Genomic DNA, 17,748 nt, shown 5'->3' with positions numbered 1-17,748 from the left:
CCCCCCTCTAATTATCATCCTCTGTAATTTGTATAAATACATCTTCTAAATTACCAACTGCTTTAGCAAAACCTATTACTGATACATCTTGTGTAACTAAAGCCTTTAATATTTCCTTAGCTTCCTTTTCGCCTCCTGCTACACTAGCTGTAACCTTGTTTCCATCTAATGAAATTTCCTTAACATCTGGTATTTGTTTTAGAACCTCTATTGCTTTTTCTGGATCTTCCATAACAGTTATATTAATAGGGGCTGTACCTGAAGCTCTAAGCATAACTTCTTCAACAGTTCCTTCACATACTATAGATCCATTTTTAATTATTCCAATCCTAGTACATATTTCTCCAAGTTCAGAAAGTATATGAGAAGAAACTATGATTGTCTTTCCCATTTCCTTAAGATTTTTTAATATTCCCTTCATCTCAAATCTTGCTCTTGGATCCATACCTGAAGCCGGCTCATCCAATATTAACAACTCTGGATTATGAACTAAGCACCTTGCTAAACATAACCTTTGTTTCATACCTCTTGATAACCCATCTACATTTGCATCCCACTTATCTTGTAGATTAACAAGTTCTAGTAAATCCATAGATAACTTTCTAGCTTCTTCACCAACAATACCATATATTGAAGCATAAAATTCTAAGTATTCTATAGCTCTTAAATTATCATAAACACCAAAAAAGTCTGGCATATATCCTATTTTATCTTTTAATTCTTTATTATTTTTTATTGCATCTATTCCATCTACATAAACTTCACCACTATCTGGGGAAAGTAATCCAGAAACTATTTTCATGGTAGTGCTTTTTCCTGCTCCATTTGGACCTATAAATCCAAATATCTCACCTTTTTCTATTTCTAGGTTTAATCCATTTAAAGCTTTAAAGTTACCATAAGATTTTTCAAGGTTCTTTATAACTAGCATTATTTTTCCCTCCCCTTAACAGTTATTCGTGGAACCATTGATTGACCTTTCATCTCATCAACAGTTACCTTTATTTTCATAGTATTATTTTCAATATAGTTTTCAATATCCTTTATCTTTTCAAAACCTTGAGATAATGTTATCTTTTCATAATCACTAGTTTTATAATTATATATAAACTTCTCTCCATTTTCTCCACCATTATAACCATATCTATCAACACCAGACTTTACTATAACTTCTGTTACAGCAATGTTATCATCAATTTTATAGTCAAATATAATATCACCTTGACCATATATATATCCACTATATTCATCTAAATGAACATTTGAAGATGAGTTAACTGAATCAACTTTATATGAGAAGAATCCATCAGGGAAGTTTAAAGTTCCATCTTTACTCTTAAAATCAATATCTACATCTTGGATTATTGCTGTTGTATCGAATTTTGATATAGACTTTTTACCAAAATCTATTCCGTATTCTATAGATAAATCAGTAATGGCAATAAGTTTTATTTCTTTATTTATATATAATTCATCAGAAACCGACGCTAATAAACTTGATGTTCTTAAAATATTTTTATACTCTTCAGTCTTTAACTTTTCTTTATCATTCCATCTTGCATCATAATATTTTTGATTCAAGGTATCTGAATAAGCTTGAAGTCCAGCTCCTCCAGATGTAGCTGCTCCTTCTATCGCCTTTTCCTCACCTTTAGGTAACTCTCCAAGGTCCCATACATTTTGTCCTGCAACTAAAATTAATTTATTTATATTTTTATCTAAATTGTTTTTTACAACTCCATTTAAATTCCCATCAGATAAATTAAAGTTTGAATCAATCTTAGGAATAACTTGTTCCTTGCCTATAACTTCAAAAGTTTTCATATCTAATGCATCGCTATCAGCAAATGTAAAATAAGAATTATTTCCCTTATAGGTTGTTTTTACTCTTAATCTATCTTTTATTTCTTCTTCTGGATTACCATAATAGTGCGTATCTTGTGTAATATAGTTCATAGTTACATCTTCTGGCTTTTCTATAATTACATCTTCCTTATATTTTGTTCCTATCCCTATATATCCCTTTGCTAATCCTTTGCCATCCTTATCTACTGAAACTATATTGTTTTGATTTAAAATTACATCATTAACTCTTGTTGATGAACCCATAAAATAAATAACTAAGGCAAATACAATTGATATTGCTGGAATAGCTATCCAAGTTAAATCTCTTTTATTTAACTTCTTTAAAACTATATAAAGTACAACACCTATAATTAATGCATATAAACCAAATACTACTATTAATGACTTAGTTCCTACTATTTCATTTATCGGGATACTTTGCATAAGCTCTCTTGCTCTGTAATACCCCTGTCCCATATATCCACCATTCATATTCTTATCAAAAATACCATTTGCTGCATCTGTAAGAATTAGACTTAAGAATTTACTTGCATCTTTTGATGATATTAATGGTTCTAGCCCTAAATCAAAAGTTGTTATTAGTATTTCACCTCTACCTTTTTCGATAGAATAAACTAATGGCTTTTCTGATGTCCCATTTTTAATTTTTGCATCTTTAACTTCTAAATTAGAAGTTATAAGTTTTAAATTATCTTCTACTAAAGTTAAATTTTCTTCTTTAACCCCATTAGATTTTACTTGTAAAAAGTCTTTATCAATACTTCCTATGGTTTTTGATTCATTAGCACCTGCACCTAATATTAAAGTTCCACCTTTATTAATCCATGAATTTATTGCATCATACTGCTCTTTTTTTAAATTAGACATATTATAGTTATTTATTATAATTGCATCTAATCCATCTATGTTTAAATTATTTTCTCCTATTATGTTTTCATCAAGATATACGTTTTCAATTGTTCCTTCAAATCCTCTACTTGAATCAAACTTTACATTACCAATATATCCAAGCGAAGTAGCATCATCAGTTAAAACTCCTGTAAATAAATTTGTTTCTGTTACTCTTCCATTTGATATTAATGTCTTCTTTTGAGATAAAACTTTTCCATCTTCAACAATATTAACTGTCATTTTACTTGAATTTTCTAATACCTTTACAGGTATTGTAACTTTACTTATTTCACCTTTAGTTAATGAAACTTCTTTACTATAAGCATCATAAGTTCCCATATTGGAACTAGCTACTCTTACTTCTATTTCACCTATAAAATCTCTTTCTAAGCTATTAACTTCTACTGTTACAGGTATATATTTCATAGCTCTATACTTACCTTGAATTCCATAACTAACTTTTATTTCGTAAGCTTCTGATTCGCTAGTTTTAGCATTTACTGTTATATTAGTAAAAGAAAAACTTATAACTATTAAAGCTATAAAAGTACTTATCATACTCTTTTTTAAAAATGACTTCATTACTATTCCCCCTAGGTTACATATTTTTAATCATATGTCTTAATTGTATCCTAATTAATATAACTTTCTCTTAACAATTTCTTAAAATTTTCTTATTTTTAACATATACTGTAAAATATAACCATTATATAAACTTATTATCTAAAATCTCAAAAATAATTACTATACACATATTTATATTCCATATTAAATTTCTAAAATATCATCTTTTGCTTATGGATATATTCATTTAATACTTCCCCATTAAATCTTAGAAATTATATAATAATGTATTTTAAAAATTTTTTTATTATTTCTCCACAAAAAAACAATCTCTACCATACCTTAGAGATTATTTTAATTTTATATATTTTTATTTTCTATATCTTTCTTCCAACTTATTTATATCTTCTTTATTATCTACCCATTCTTCCATATATCCGCAATTACAACATAAATATCTTGAAATATTTACAGTACCATTTAGAAACCCTGCTGGAATATTATTCCCCGTTCCATATATACCAGTTTCACCAGGTATTCTTAAGATTTTCTCACCGTTACATTTAGGACATATCTTTTTATTTTCCATAGCTTAAGACTCCTTTTAAATTTATTTATGTAATATTTATCTCAATATACAAACATAAAACCATTTATAAAAACTGATAGAATAAATCTATTAATTAAACTTTTTCTATAAAACTCATATATATATATATATTCTAAAAATTATTTAATATTAATTTAGTTAATTGCTAATATTAAATAACTCATACATATCATTTTTTCTGTCTTCATGAAAATCTATTGTATAAATATCAAGGTATGTCTTTTCTACATTTCTAATAATATCCTTTTCTAAAAGAACATTATTTACTTTAATCAAATTTTTTAAATCATAATTGTCTCCAAATACTCCGTTTGTAATATTAACTTTATATCCATCATTAAAATGAATTTTATAATAAAAACTCGGATATTTTCTATTTCTCCACTTTATTCCTATATCTCCTTCTTTTATATCAGAATAGCTATATTCCTTTTCTAAAGACTTTATAATATTATGTTTTTTAATTTTATTTTCATAAAAGATCGTATATTTATTTAAGCTATAAATAAAAAACAATATTAAAGAAATCAAAATAGAATAAAAAATTCTAGAACATAATTTATTTTTTCTTTTACAAATTATATCCCTTGTCCTTATTTTTATCTTTATTTTGAAGTAAATCATTACTAATATTATTGCTGGAATTAATAAACATACTATATTATCAAATATCTTCGTTGTTATTAATAAATAGTTGTCATTAAATGCTTTAATAAAACTTTCAATTAAATAAGATACTCCAATAAAATGTAAAACAAATATTATTACTATTAAAATAAAAATCCCTAGTCTCTTAAAAAATTCTCCTATTGATCTTGCTTCAAAAAGCCAATTGTATTGATACATAAATAGCTCCTATTTAAAATTCATTATACTTTCTATTTCCTACTTAAAATTAAATAAATAAAAATACTCATACTTACTGAATATGTAATACTTCTAATTATTGTAGCAGAAATGCTTTCTCTTCCGAAAAGAATTTTAATTATAATATCAACTAAAACTAGGACTACAACTAAAAAGAATATTAATAATCTATTTTTACAACATTCTTCATCCTATTATAATTTACCATAACTGTGAAAAACACTAATGAACTTATCGCAACACTTACCACATATCGAATCAAAATGTTAAGATCTATCATTACCTCACTTGCCTCTTCTGAAACAATTTAATTATTTAATAATATAAAAATATTTACTAATAATCTAATACTTAATAATTAGAATTGATTTTCTTCTCGTTAATTATATATATTTATTTTAAAAGAACTTTTAATTATTGTAAATACTTACATATATTCAACAAATTAAATATAACTATATATATTTACATTTAATTTACACATTGATTTCTTATAATTAAAATAACCACCCAAACAGGTGGTTACTCTAATATATTCACATATAATTTTCTTATTGCCTCTTCTTATGTATGTCAATTTTTATTAAAATCAACTTCAATTAAATCCTATTTTCATAACTTTTAAGTAATCTTATATAATGATTTGCTTCTCTTAATACATGATCAGCCATAAGTGGAAGCATCATGGATTTTATTTTACACTCATCAATTCCTTCTGTACCTGATTTTTTAAAATCTCTAAAATTAATAGTTTCTGTTAATGTATTATCAGTAACTCCTAACATTCCTGTAGAATCCATATCCATAGTACTTTGAATTAAATCATTATATACCTTTACAAATTCATCTGCTGTTCTTATTAGTTTTCCTTCAGAAGGGTCTAATAATCCTCTTATAAAAGAAGCATGTTCAAGCATAATATGGTCCCAAAACAACTCAGCATCCTTAATATTTTTTTCTTCAATATCTTGATCATTTTCCAAAGAATAAACATATGAACGATATAATTTTGCTTCATGTATTAAGTGATCTAAAAATGTAGGATAACTTGCCGTAAATATATTACATGCTAGTACTTCATTTAAAACCTTTGTTTTAAAATCTATTAAGCAATCAAGTAATTTTATAGCCATACTATTAAGCCTCTTCACAGAACTTTTTGTCTTATTATCATAATCTTTATGATTTTTTCCCTGTAGTTTTGTCTCTATAATTGTTATTTTAGAATTTATTTCTATACCAGTATAATGTTCTGTTTTTCTTTCTGTACTTAAAGTGTAATCAGTATAAAGTTCTCCTGAATCTAATACCTCTTCTCTAATTCTTCCATGACTTAATTTTATAGTATCTAATAAAAGTTTTTCAAATTGTAGTTTATAGTTATCAGCTTCTTTAGCAAGCTTAACATTTTTAGGGGTAAATCCAGCCTCTAAAAAAATAGCATGCTCTTTCATAATTCGTGCATAAAATAAATGTAATTCTAAAGATAAAAAAATATATCTTTTACGTGCTAGCATGTCTTTTCCTCCATAAGAATTTTATTATAGTATATTTATAAAATTCATTTTATGTTCATACTAAGAAATTAATTTCATAAAGTAATCTTTATATGCTTAATTTTGTATAGAATTAATGCTAGTAATATATTAAAAATCTAATATACTACTAGCATTAATTCAAATATAAAACCCTAAACCCTATATTATTCTCTTAAATCAAATATGCACGAACACCCTAAACTTCCTTGACTTTTCATAATTTCACTGTATTCTATAAATTCCACTTCATAGCCTTTTTCTATAAGCATTTCAGTTACAGATTTATTACTGCTTAATAGCTTCTTATTTCCTAAATATACATAATTAGTTGCTAAGTCATCTGCATCTTTCTTAGATATTTCATATAAATTATTTATATATTTTTCTATTATCTTTTTATCATAAACATAAGGTGATATAACTGCACTTCCTTTATCTAGGGTATTGAAAACACAATCTAAATGTATTTTACTAGTATCAAAATTAACTGGAATAACTTTAGTATTATTTTTCATATTAATTAAAACTTCTTGAAGCTCATTGACAGCCTGGATAGATGTTCTGCTACTAATTCCAACAAAAATAACATCTTGATACTTTATAACATCCCCGCCCTCTATATTATTCTTCATTTCATAATATTTTATATTATTATCTTTTACAAACTTCATAAAACTCTCAGTTTCAATTTTTCTCTCTTTTTCTTTCATCTTACTTACAAAAAGCAAATCATCAATTACAAAACCAATATCTTGAGTAAAGACTTGTTGAGTAGCATTTTTATTTATATCTATAAAATATAGCTTTATATTATTTTTACTTAATGCATTTATAAAGTTATTATACTGACTATAAAGCAAATCATAGTTTATTTTGTTATAATATTCATTGCTTTTATCTATTATTTTAAAGTTTACTGGGTAACATAATATACAAGATTTTAATTCATCACTTTGGCAATAATTATATATTTTCATCTCTTAACTCCTATACATATAATATTATATATTTATAATTTCAATATAATCTTTATAATATTCACTTATGCAAAGGTCTAATAAAAGATTTTTTAATGTACTTTATATTTGATTAGTTTTAATTATTAACAGGATTCTTTATACTCGAATATATTAATAGGGATAAATTATATATAGGAGACCTTTATGAAATATTTTGTTAAAACAAGTGATAATTCTAGAATTGCTGTGGAAGACTTAAATTCTGAAGCAGAGAAGACCATATTATTTATACATGGATGGCCATTAAATCATAGTGTGTACGAGTATCAATTAAACTTCTTTCCTTCTAATGGATACAGATGTGTTGCTATCGACTTAAGAGGATATGGTGATTCTGATAGACCTTACAACGGATATGATTATAATACAATGGCCGCAGACATAAAAAAAGTAATAGACGTTCTTAAATTAAATGATATAACTTTAGTTGGACACTCTATGGGTGGTGCAATATCCATAAGATATATGTCTAATTATAATGGTCATGGTGTATCTAATCTTTGTTTAATAGGTGCTGCTGCACCTAGCTGGGTCAAAACAAGAGAAGTTCCTTATGGATATACAGATGCGGAAGTTACTACGTTTATAAATGCCTCTCTTAATGATAGGCCTAAATTCATTAGCGGTATTTCTGATTTATTTTTCTACCAATATGTATCTCAACCTCTTTTAAACTGGTTTAACAACATAGCCCTATCTGCTTCACCATGGGCTACTACTCAAGGACTAATTAGCCTAAAAAATGAAAGACTCTTTAATGATATCCCTAAAATAAAAGTTCCTACACTAATTTTACATGGAATACACGATAAAGTTTGTCCTTATGAATTTGCTGAGTATTTAGATGAAAATATTGAAATTTCTATATTGATACCTTTGAAAGGAAGTGGTCATGCTGCCTTTATTGAAGAAAAAGATATAGTAAATGATACTCTTCTTAAATTTATGGAAAACAAGCTAAAGTAATGATAATAAATCTATCTCACAATATATAATTTTTAATAGGAGCTGTTTTAAGTCAGCTCCATTAAATTTTATAAGTTCAAATATTTTTATAATTAGTTTTTATCAACTTTTATTGAAATTTTAATAACAAAGTCATCACCAATACTACTAGCTATTTCATCTATTAATACTTCTTCATAAGAATACCCATTAATTCTTAAATTATTTTCTTCTATATATTTTATCATTTTCTCATAAACCTTATAAACTTTATCATAATATCCATGTGAATATCCTACTAAATAAAGCCCTTTTGGCTTTAAAACTAAATCTTTATATTTTTTCTTTTCTATTACCTTACTAAAATAATAACTATATTTATCAAATCTTCTATTAATTAAATTTTCTTTATTTATAATTGATCCTACTGGATATCCATAATCCAAATCATTATCAATACAGTATTTTATATGTTCTGTATATGTTTCAATATCATAGTCATCTTCCGTTTCATTTACTGGATTGCTTAATACTATATACTCTTCCTCTTTTTCTTCTAAAACTAACTCACTTGTGGAATTAATTCCAACTTCTATTAAGTTTAATTTTACTTCTAAAAGTTTTTGAATCCTTTTAAGGTTATGTATTTCTTTTTCAACTTGCTCTTTTTCATATTTTAATAATTGTAATGTGTTTTCCGGATTTCTTTTATCTAAAAATTTTTTAATTTCTTTTAATGGCATACCAATTTCCTTTAATACTGATATTACATTAAAAACTTCCAACTGATATTTTGAATAATATCTATATCCATTACTCATAACCTTTTCTGGCTTAAATAAATCTATATCATCGTAATGAAAAAGAGTTTTCTTTTTTATTCCACAAAGCTCTGCAAATTCTCCAGTTGTATAATATTTTTTGAAATCTCCTTTCATAAATAGTAAACCTCCTATTGACTATTCCCTTACTGGATACTTTATTATAAGAAAAGAAAAAAATCAATTAAGATTTAGGAGTGTTAGATATGAATAATTCACTTGGAAAGGAAGTTACCTTTTTAAGTCTTATAAAATTTACTTTACCAACAATTATAATGATGGTATTCTTTTCTCTTTATACAATTATTGATGGTATATTTGTTTCTAGGTATATTGGATCAAATGCTCTTTCTGCAATAAATATAGTATACCCTGTTATTTGCATATTAATAGGAATAAGTGTCATGATGGCCACAGGTGGAAGTGCTATTGTGGCAAAATTTATGGGAGAAGCTAAAGATAAAGAAGCAAGAGAAAGCTTCACTCTTATAACAATAACTTCAATAATATTTGGACTAATAATAGCTATATTTTCTTTAATATTTATAAAGCAAATCATTTATTTACTGGGATCGACTGATAGTTTATATGAAAATTCTCATACTTACTTATTTACAATGTTACTTTTTACTCCCGTAATTATACTTAAAATGCTTTTTGATTATTTCTTAATTACAGCTGGTAATCCGAACTTAGGTTTATTAAGTGCAATCATAGGAGGGGTAACAAATATTATTTTAGATTATGTACTTATTGTCCCTCTAAATATGGGACTTGTTGGAGCTGCATTAGCAACATGTATTGGTTATTCACTTCCATCAATAATTGGAATTATATATTTCTTTAATAAAAAGAATACTTTACATTTTGTTAAACCTAAATTTAATTTTAAAACAATATTATATAGCTGTAGCAATGGTTCTTCAGAAATGGTAACTCAAATATCATCTGCTGTTACAACATTTTTATATAATATAATAATGATAAAACTTTTAGGTGAAAATGGAGTTGCATCTATAACTATAGTTTTATATGCTCAATTTTTATTAGTTTCTGCTTATATAGGATTTACTTCTGGAGTATCACCGCGCATAAGTTATAATTTTGGTAGTGAAAATAAGCAACAACTTTATAAGATAATTAAATATAGTTATATATTTATAATGTTATTTTCAATATCTACTTTTATAATTTCAAAATACTTGTCACCATTATTAATTTCTATATTTGCTGGAAATGGAACTGAACTTTATGATATTACATTAAATGGATTTAACTTATTTCAAATAAGTTTCTTATTATGCGGAGTAAATATTTTTACATCTGGAATGTTTACTGCTTTTTCTAATGGTAAAGTATCTGCTTTACTTTCACTTTTAAGAACATTTATATTCTTATCTAGTGGCATAATATTTTTACCATCATTAATAGGTGTAAATGGTGTTTGGCTTGCAGTTCCTCTTGCTGAAATTATGACTTTAGTATTTTCTTTATTTTATATTTATAAATATAAAAATATATATGGTTACAGCTATAAATATTTTAAAGTCTATGCTTAAAGAAAAAAGTTAAATTAATCCACAATGTATTATAAAATAGTCACATATTGTAAGATTGATTTAACTTTTTCTTTTTATATTTCTTCTTTTAATATTTCACTTAATAACTCTGGATAATCGGTAAATAATCCATCTGCTTTATTTTTAATAAGTAATCTCATATATATTGGCATATTAACAGTATATATATTAACTTTCAAATTATTTTCATGTGCTTCTTCAATTAGTTCTCTTGATACAAATCTTAAATCTGGATGAATTGCATCTACATCTAACTCTTTTGCATACTTAATTACATCTTCAATTGGTTTATCATATAATATTCCTGTCTTTATACTACTATCCAAGCTTTTAACTATTTTTATTGAATTATGATTAAAGCTTGATAAAATTATTTGATTATTTAATTTATACTCATTTTTTAAGCTAATTACATCTTCTTCAATTCCCTTATAATGAATCTCATCTGTTTTTAATTCTATATTTAATGTTATATCTTTACCATTTATTAATCCTAGTACTTCCTCTAATGTTGGTATGTTACACTCTCTATTATCTCTAAATAACTTTTTTCTATTTTTAAGTTTTCTTAATTCATTAAGAGTAAGATCCTTAACTAATCCTTTTCCTAAGTAAGTACGCTCTACATCTTCATCATGAATTACAACAAGTTTATTATCTTTTGTCTTATGCACATCTATTTCTAGTCCATTTGCACCTGATTTAATTCCTTCCTTTAATGCAAGTATTGTATTTTCTGGGTAATCAAAGCTTGCTCCTCTATGTGCAAAATTTATCATAATTCTCCTCCCTTATATTAATTAAATTTTTTTCTAAATATCAATTTATCTATTATTATTCCTATAAATATCCCAACAGTATAACAAATTAAATCAGAAAATAAAAATCCACGCCCTAATATTAATGCTCCTATTAAAGTGTTTCTTATTTTATTAATCCATTCTCCTTGGTATAGCTGTGAAATTTCTATTCCATAAGAAAATATTAAGGAGAATATTGTAATCTTTCTTATATTAAATCTATTAAATAAAAATGCTAATCCTAAATAAACCATAGTTGCCCACAATGTATCCCCTGCATACTTACCTATAAAACTAGGTAAATAATTAATATATTTTCTTGAGACTAATCCAAAACACATTGTAGTTAAAGTTAATAATAAATAAATTATTCTACTTCTGCCAAAATTACATTCTTTATTTTTAAGCAAAGTTCCAAGCTTTCTCATTTTATATAATCCTCTATTTTTCTATAAACTATTTCTTCTGGATATAACGCCATAACTGAATCATCATCTATTAACTTGTAATATTTCGTTGAGTAAGTAACAATAAATTTACTGTTTGGTAATTCAAATTTTAATATTTCACCATAACAGTTAGGTTTTCCTCCTGATGGCTCTCCTACTAGCTTTGCATTAGTTTCATTTATAAATTCATAGACATTTAAAAGGGCTGATGAAAAAGTTCTTCTACCAATTATGACTTTTAAATTTTCACGTTTATTTATATAATTATTTGTTTTTATAAAATCTATAAGCGGTCTAATTAATCTAGAATCACCTCCAAGATTATCACTTAAATCCAATGTTAGTCTTTCAATAGAATTTTTATTAATATACTCAACTACATCATTTATCTTTTGACTTAATTTTATATCTCCATCTTCTCTACATGAATTATACTTTATATATATTTCTTTTGAATCTATCAAATGTTCATACCAAAAGTTTTCAAATTCATTTTTTGCATATATAGGTAATTTATATTCTTCTGTATATATCAATTCCTCTAAGGATACAGTCTCTGCATTACATTCAAAATCATTTACTTTAATCTTGACTTTATCTACTGAATCTATTAATAATAATCCATAAAGTACATCAGCTGCTTGAATATATTTCATGCTCTGCTCTTTAAATAAAAATTCATTTTCATAGGAGATTATTTCTTTTAGTTCTTCTATAATTTCATATATTGATATATTCTCAATTGAGCTTACCTTTTTATACAACAAATTTTTATACTTTTCAGTAGTCTTTATTATATAAATTTCATCATTAAACCAATAAAACTTAAATGGTAAATACTTTTTTACTGGAAAAATGATAGAAGTATGTGCATCCTTTACTGATGCAACAATTCTACTTAACTCAACCTTCATATCATCGTAATCTAAATTATTTACTATTGATTTTAAATAATTTATTTTTTCTTCAAACTCATCTCTTGATATATGAAAAAATAAATTTTTATGTCTTTTTATTAAGTTTTCTTTTAAATAATCTATATCTTCAAACCATTTTTCTTCCCATGTATTACTCATTATAGCTCCTTTATTTTATTAAGTTTATTATATTAGTTATTATAAATTACTTTTTACTATATTTTTTATAATAAATTTAATTTATATCCTATTATTTACTATATCATTATTAAAGAATAAAGAGACGCATTTATTTCAACTAAACTTTTACTAGTTAGTTAAATAATCACGTCTCTTTCTTTTTAAGATTATCTACTTAGTTAAACCTTAATAATATTAATCTTTTTAATACCTATAAAAATAAAATATTTCTAATATAATTTTATTCTATTCTTATTCTATTTTTATTTGCCCCATCATACCTTCTTCTTCATGTTCTAGTATGTGACAATGATACATATATGTTCCTATATCATTAAACCTTACTATAAGTTTTACTTCTTCGTCAGGATTAATAAATACAGTATCTTTCCATCCCATTTCTTCTGGTAAAGGCTCTTTGCCATTCCTTGTTAGAACTTGAAATTGTGTTCCATGTATATGAAACGGATGTCCCATAGAATGCATCATTGTGGCTGGATTTGTAATTGTCCAAATTTCTGTTTCTCCGTATTTACCTACTTCATTTATTATATCCATATCAAACTCTTCACCATTTATGGATACCATATGTCCCATTCCTCTAAGCTCAAACCTTCTTTCTTTAGTTACATTTTCTTTTGTCATTCTATTTATGGTAGTTAAGCTATTAGGTATTTCATTTTTATCTTCTACTTTTTCATTAATATTAAATGTCATTATGTTTTTGTTATCACTTTTTAATTCTATTTTAGTTCCAACTTCATACTTTGAAAAATCAACTATTATCTCTGCTCTTTCCCCAGGTGATAAAAAAATACTACTTTGTTTTATTGGAGCTTCTAAAAAACCTCCATCTGAAGCAATTTGATAAAATTCATTTTTATTACTTAAACTCAACTCAAAGTTGCTTGAATTAGCACCATTTACTATTCTAAATCTAACTTTTTCAGTTTTAACTTCTAAAGTTGGATCAATTGAACCATTAATAATTATTGTATTGCCTACTGCTCCATCCATCATATTTGTATCATATATAAAGCTTCCATCTTTATTAAAGCTTCTATCTTGAATAACTAATGGTATATCATTTACTCCATATTCCTTAGGGATGTTTAAACTTTTAGATACTTCATCTTCAATATAAAATAGCCCTGCTAATCCCTTATAAACTTGTGTTGCTGTACTTCCAATAAAATGTGGATGATACCATAAAGTTGCTGCTGGCTGATTTATAGTAAAGCTTGGCTCCCAAGCATCTCCTGGTTGTATTCCTTGATGAGGTCCACCATCATTTTTACCATCTACCTCTAATCCATGCCAATGAAGAGTTGTTGCTTCCTTCAATTTATTATTAACATGTATATTTACTTTTTCACCTTTATTCACTTTTATTACTGGGCCTAAAAAACTTCCATTATAACCCATAGTTTCTGTTTCTTTATTACCTATTAAGTTAGTTTTTCCTTCTTGTGGCTCTAATGTAAATTCAGCTATATTCTCATCTGGATTTGTATCCTCTAAAAGTTCTGGTATTGGTAATTTATTTTTATCCTTATCTAGCTTCTTAGCCTCATCTATCTGATTATTATTAGTTATATTAGTTTCTTCTTTTCCATTTGTGTTTTTCATTAAAAATCCTTTAATAGGATTCTGCAATAAAGCATATATGATTACTATTGCTAAGGCAACGAATCCTACTATTATATATTTACTACTTTTCTTATTCATCTTACTTCTCCTATAAGTATTAATTATTATTTAATATTTATTATAAATAATTATTATGTGGAAATTATGTAGATACTTATATGTCATATATTCATATAAAAAACTTGTGGTTAAAAGTGAATTAAAAGCACACCAAATTTAATTGCTCCTTAATAGTAAAAGTTTTATTTTTTACTATTAATCAACATATCAAATAATGATGTGCTTTTTATTAAATATTAATTTAAATATTAGATGTTATGACAATCCTCATAAAGGCCTTCAACTTTTTCCCAGTCTATTACATTCCATATATTTTTAGCATAATCAGCTCTTAAGTTCTTATATTTTAAATAATAAGCATGTTCCCATACATCTATTGTTAAAATTGGAATAAGGTTATCCATAACTGGTGAGTTTTGATTAGCTCTCTTTACTATTGATAACTTTCCATCTTTATCTTTAACTAAGAATCCATATCCTGATCCAAATTGAGATATAGCTGCATTTGTTAATTCTTCTTTTAGCTTTTCTACGCTACCAAAAGTTTTATTTATTTCTTCAAGTAATTTTCCTTCTGGAGCTTTCTTTGGAGTTGGAGAAAGTACTGAGAAATATAAATTATGATTGGATACTCCACCACCATTATTTACTACTGCTGGTCTTATTTCTTCTGGTAAATCCTCTATATCTTTTATTAATTGATCTAAAGTCTTTCCTTTTGTATATTCTTCATAGCCTTCTAAAGCTTTATTTAAGTTAGTTTCATATGTTTGAAGATGCTTTCCATAATGTGTTTTTACTGTTTCTTCATCTATATATGGTTCTAATGCATCAAATGCATATGGTAAATTAATTTTGTTGTACATAGTTTATCTCTCCTTTATTTATGTTCCTACTATTATTTGATATATAATACAAACTAATTAATTATAAGTAAATATACTGAATCTTATATATCAAATATAATTTACCCTTATTTTGTAATTATTATGTATAGATTGTTAGTTATTATAATTCCTTTATTTATTATTTTTTATTATTTTCTTTAATATTAAATCTATTTTTTAACTATACCTCTAACAAATGCTTACGCTTATATACAATTAAACTAAATAAAAAGAACACTTTTAGAGACTTATAAGAATGATTATCTTCATAAAAATAACACAATTATTTCATATACTTTTTTTAACTAGTAATTAGGAGGATATCTATGGGTATTAACAGAGAAAAAATTAAAGTTTATGAAATGACTTGTACATCATGTGAAAAAAGAATTGAAAACACTGTGAAAAAAATTAATGGCGTAATAAGCGCCAAAGCAAACTATACTAAGGAAACTCTAGAAATTGAATATGATACTGACCTATGCAATCTAGATGAAATAAAAAAAGCTATAAATAAAGCTGGATATTCTACTGAAGCTTCAAGCAATTTGGGAACTATAGGAATACTTGTAATAATATTTATTATATTAATTCTTGGATTCAGAACTAGTGGTTTTGATATGGAATCAAAACTTAGTAATGCTTCATATGCTTTTCTTTTTATAGTTGGTATATTTACTTCCATTCACTGTGTAGGAATGTGTGGCGGCATAATGCTTTCTCAAAGCTTATCTTTTGCTAAAGAAAGCAAATCGAAACTTGAATCAATAACCCCTTCCTTATTATATAATATTGGTAGAGTTATCTCTTATACTATTTTAGGTGGAATAATTGGTGGGATAGGTTCAGTATTTTCATTATCAATTACTGCAAAAGCATTCATTCAAATATTTGCAGGGATATTCATGGTTATAATGGGTTTAAACATATCAGGCTTTAAATTTTTTAGAAAGTTTAGCATAAGAATTCCAAACTTTCTATCTCAATATAAAAGAAAATTTAATTCACCTTTTATTGTAGGACTTTTAAATGGATTTATGCCTTGCGGTCCACTACAAACTATGCAGCTTTTTGCTCTTGGTACAGGAAGTGCATTTAAAGGTGCTTTATCAATGTTTATATTTGCTTTAGGTACCGTTCCTCTAATGCTTACTTTTGGCGCAATTTCTGGTTTCTTAAGTAAAGGTTACACTAAAAAGCTTCTTAAACTTAGTGGCGTTCTTATTATAGTTTTAGGAGTAATAATGGGTAATAGAGGTTTAGCTCTTTCTGGAATAAATATAAATCCATTAGGTTTTATGATGAAAGGCTCTTATGCATCAAATGCTAGCACTGATTCATCTAAAGCAGTTATTGAAGATGGAGTTCAAATTATAAATATGACTGCTAATAATAATGGATATAGTCCTAATGTATTTTATGTTCAAAAGGGTATACCTGTTAAGTGGGTAATTAATGGTGAAAGCCTTAACTATTGTAATAATTCAGTAGTAGCTAACTCATTAAATATTCAGCAAAAACTTAAAAGTGGAGAAAATGTAATTGAATTTATACCAAATGATAAGGATATAAATTTCAGCTGTTGGATGGGAATGATTAGAGGCGTAATTAAAGTTGTAGATGACTTAGCTTCAGTTGATACATCTAAATACGATCCTTCACTTCCTAGTGCAAGTAATGGACCTAGTTGTTGTGCTGTTCCACTAAATAATTCTCCATCTTATCCAGAAACTTTAATTACAACTTCAAAAGTAACTGAAAAATTCCAAACAGCTATTATTAATGGCGTAGGTAACGAATTCCAACCATTAATATTAGTTGCAAAAAGTAATCTAGACTTTAATCTTACAATAGACTTAACTAATTATACTAATTATGAAGGGGAATATATAATATCCAGTGTTAAAGATGGAAGCACAGTAAGCTCCTTTATTGGACAGAAAGGAATATTTGAAATTCCATTAAACTTAGCTTCTACTGGAGGATATGCAATAACAAAAAATGATGAAATTCTTGGTATAATTGAAGCAGTTGATGATATGGATAATGCTGATTATGATGGAATTGTAAATAAATATCTTCGTTTTAATTAAATATTTTTAAG

General features: G+C 25.9%; 15 protein-coding genes. 3 read left to right on the top strand and 12 right to left on the bottom strand.

Annotated features, from left to right (window positions below):
- Window positions 1-7: 7 nt before the first annotated feature.
- The 6 genes from CSBG_RS03405 to CSBG_RS03380 form a co-directional block, all read right to left on the bottom strand.
- The gene (locus tag CSBG_RS03405) at window positions 8-931 is read right to left on the bottom strand and encodes an ABC transporter ATP-binding protein (protein ID WP_008677100.1); all 924 of its coding nucleotides are present in this window, start codon (window positions 929-931) and stop codon (window positions 8-10) included.
- A complete protein-coding gene (locus tag CSBG_RS03400) occupies window positions 931-3,339 on the bottom strand; it encodes a hypothetical protein (protein WP_008677097.1) in 2,409 nt (802 codons plus the stop codon). The genes CSBG_RS03405 and CSBG_RS03400 overlap by 1 nt, the downstream gene beginning before the upstream one ends.
- 352 nt (window positions 3,340-3,691) lie before the next feature.
- Window positions 3,692-3,910 (bottom strand): hypothetical protein, encoded by a 219-nt coding sequence (locus CSBG_RS03395; RefSeq protein ID WP_008677094.1) that lies wholly within the window; start codon window positions 3,908-3,910, stop codon window positions 3,692-3,694.
- A gap of 159 nt (window positions 3,911-4,069) precedes the next feature.
- Window positions 4,070-4,777: a hypothetical protein gene (locus CSBG_RS03390; RefSeq protein ID WP_008677092.1), complete on the bottom strand. Its 708-nt coding sequence runs from the start codon at window positions 4,775-4,777 to the stop codon at window positions 4,070-4,072.
- Between the two features lie 620 nt (window positions 4,778-5,397).
- A complete protein-coding gene (locus tag CSBG_RS03385; RefSeq protein ID WP_008677088.1) occupies window positions 5,398-6,315 on the bottom strand; it encodes a DUF2935 domain-containing protein in 918 nt (305 codons plus the stop codon).
- Between the two features lie 185 nt (window positions 6,316-6,500).
- Complete coding sequence (locus CSBG_RS03380) at window positions 6,501-7,313, bottom strand: arginine deiminase family protein (protein ID WP_008677087.1); 813 nt, start codon at window positions 7,311-7,313, stop codon at window positions 6,501-6,503.
- Between the two features lie 186 nt (window positions 7,314-7,499).
- On the opposite strand from CSBG_RS03380, the gene CSBG_RS03375 reads away from it, so the two are divergent.
- Window positions 7,500-8,321 carry an alpha/beta hydrolase gene (locus tag CSBG_RS03375; protein WP_008677085.1) on the top strand — a complete coding sequence of 274 codons (822 nt, stop codon included), beginning with the start codon at window positions 7,500-7,502 and terminating at the stop codon, window positions 8,319-8,321.
- 92 nt (window positions 8,322-8,413) lie between these two features.
- Here CSBG_RS03375 and CSBG_RS03370 read toward each other — a convergent pair whose 3' ends face one another.
- Entirely contained in the window at window positions 8,414-9,238 is an 825-nt protein-coding gene (locus CSBG_RS03370) for a MerR family transcriptional regulator (RefSeq protein WP_008677083.1), read from the bottom strand.
- Window positions 9,239-9,327: 89 nt separating this feature from the next.
- Here CSBG_RS03370 and CSBG_RS03365 point away from each other — a divergent pair, with 89 nt between their 5' ends.
- Window positions 9,328-10,680, top strand: a complete 1,353-nt coding sequence (locus CSBG_RS03365) for an MATE family efflux transporter (RefSeq protein ID WP_008677079.1) — start codon at window positions 9,328-9,330, stop codon at window positions 10,678-10,680.
- Window positions 10,681-10,754: 74 nt separating this feature from the next.
- Here the strand turns inward: CSBG_RS03365 and CSBG_RS03360 are convergent, their stop codons facing one another.
- From CSBG_RS03360 to CSBG_RS03340, 5 genes are all read right to left on the bottom strand, one after another.
- Window positions 10,755-11,480, bottom strand: coding sequence for a glycerophosphodiester phosphodiesterase (locus CSBG_RS03360; RefSeq protein ID WP_008677078.1), 726 nt, complete (start codon window positions 11,478-11,480; stop codon window positions 10,755-10,757).
- A 17-nt stretch (window positions 11,481-11,497) separates the two neighbouring features.
- Window positions 11,498-11,929: a DUF2809 domain-containing protein gene (locus CSBG_RS03355; protein WP_008677076.1), complete on the bottom strand. Its 432-nt coding sequence runs from the start codon at window positions 11,927-11,929 to the stop codon at window positions 11,498-11,500.
- Window positions 11,926-13,026 carry a peptidase S41 gene (locus CSBG_RS03350; protein WP_008677074.1) on the bottom strand — a complete coding sequence of 367 codons (1,101 nt, stop codon included), beginning with the start codon at window positions 13,024-13,026 and terminating at the stop codon, window positions 11,926-11,928. The genes CSBG_RS03355 and CSBG_RS03350 overlap by 4 nt, the downstream gene beginning before the upstream one ends.
- Before the next feature lie 273 nt (window positions 13,027-13,299).
- Window positions 13,300-14,775 carry a multicopper oxidase domain-containing protein gene (locus CSBG_RS03345; protein WP_008677072.1) on the bottom strand — a complete coding sequence of 492 codons (1,476 nt, stop codon included), beginning with the start codon at window positions 14,773-14,775 and terminating at the stop codon, window positions 13,300-13,302.
- A 230-nt stretch (window positions 14,776-15,005) separates the two neighbouring features.
- Window positions 15,006-15,623 (bottom strand): superoxide dismutase, encoded by a 618-nt coding sequence (locus tag CSBG_RS03340; protein ID WP_008677070.1) that lies wholly within the window; start codon window positions 15,621-15,623, stop codon window positions 15,006-15,008.
- Window positions 15,624-15,970: 347 nt separating this feature from the next.
- Between CSBG_RS03340 and CSBG_RS03335 the strand changes: the two genes are divergently transcribed.
- Complete coding sequence (locus CSBG_RS03335) at window positions 15,971-17,737, top strand: sulfite exporter TauE/SafE family protein (protein WP_008677068.1); 1,767 nt, start codon at window positions 15,971-15,973, stop codon at window positions 17,735-17,737.
- The last annotated feature ends 11 nt before the right edge of the window (window positions 17,738-17,748 follow it).

This window comes from Clostridium sp. 7_2_43FAA, from assembly GCF_000158375.2.
Taxonomy (GTDB): domain Bacteria; phylum Bacillota; class Clostridia; order Clostridiales; family Clostridiaceae; genus Clostridium; species Clostridium tertium.
The sequence above is the reverse complement of the archived record's forward strand: the minus strand, read 5'-3'. Positions and strand labels throughout refer to the sequence as shown.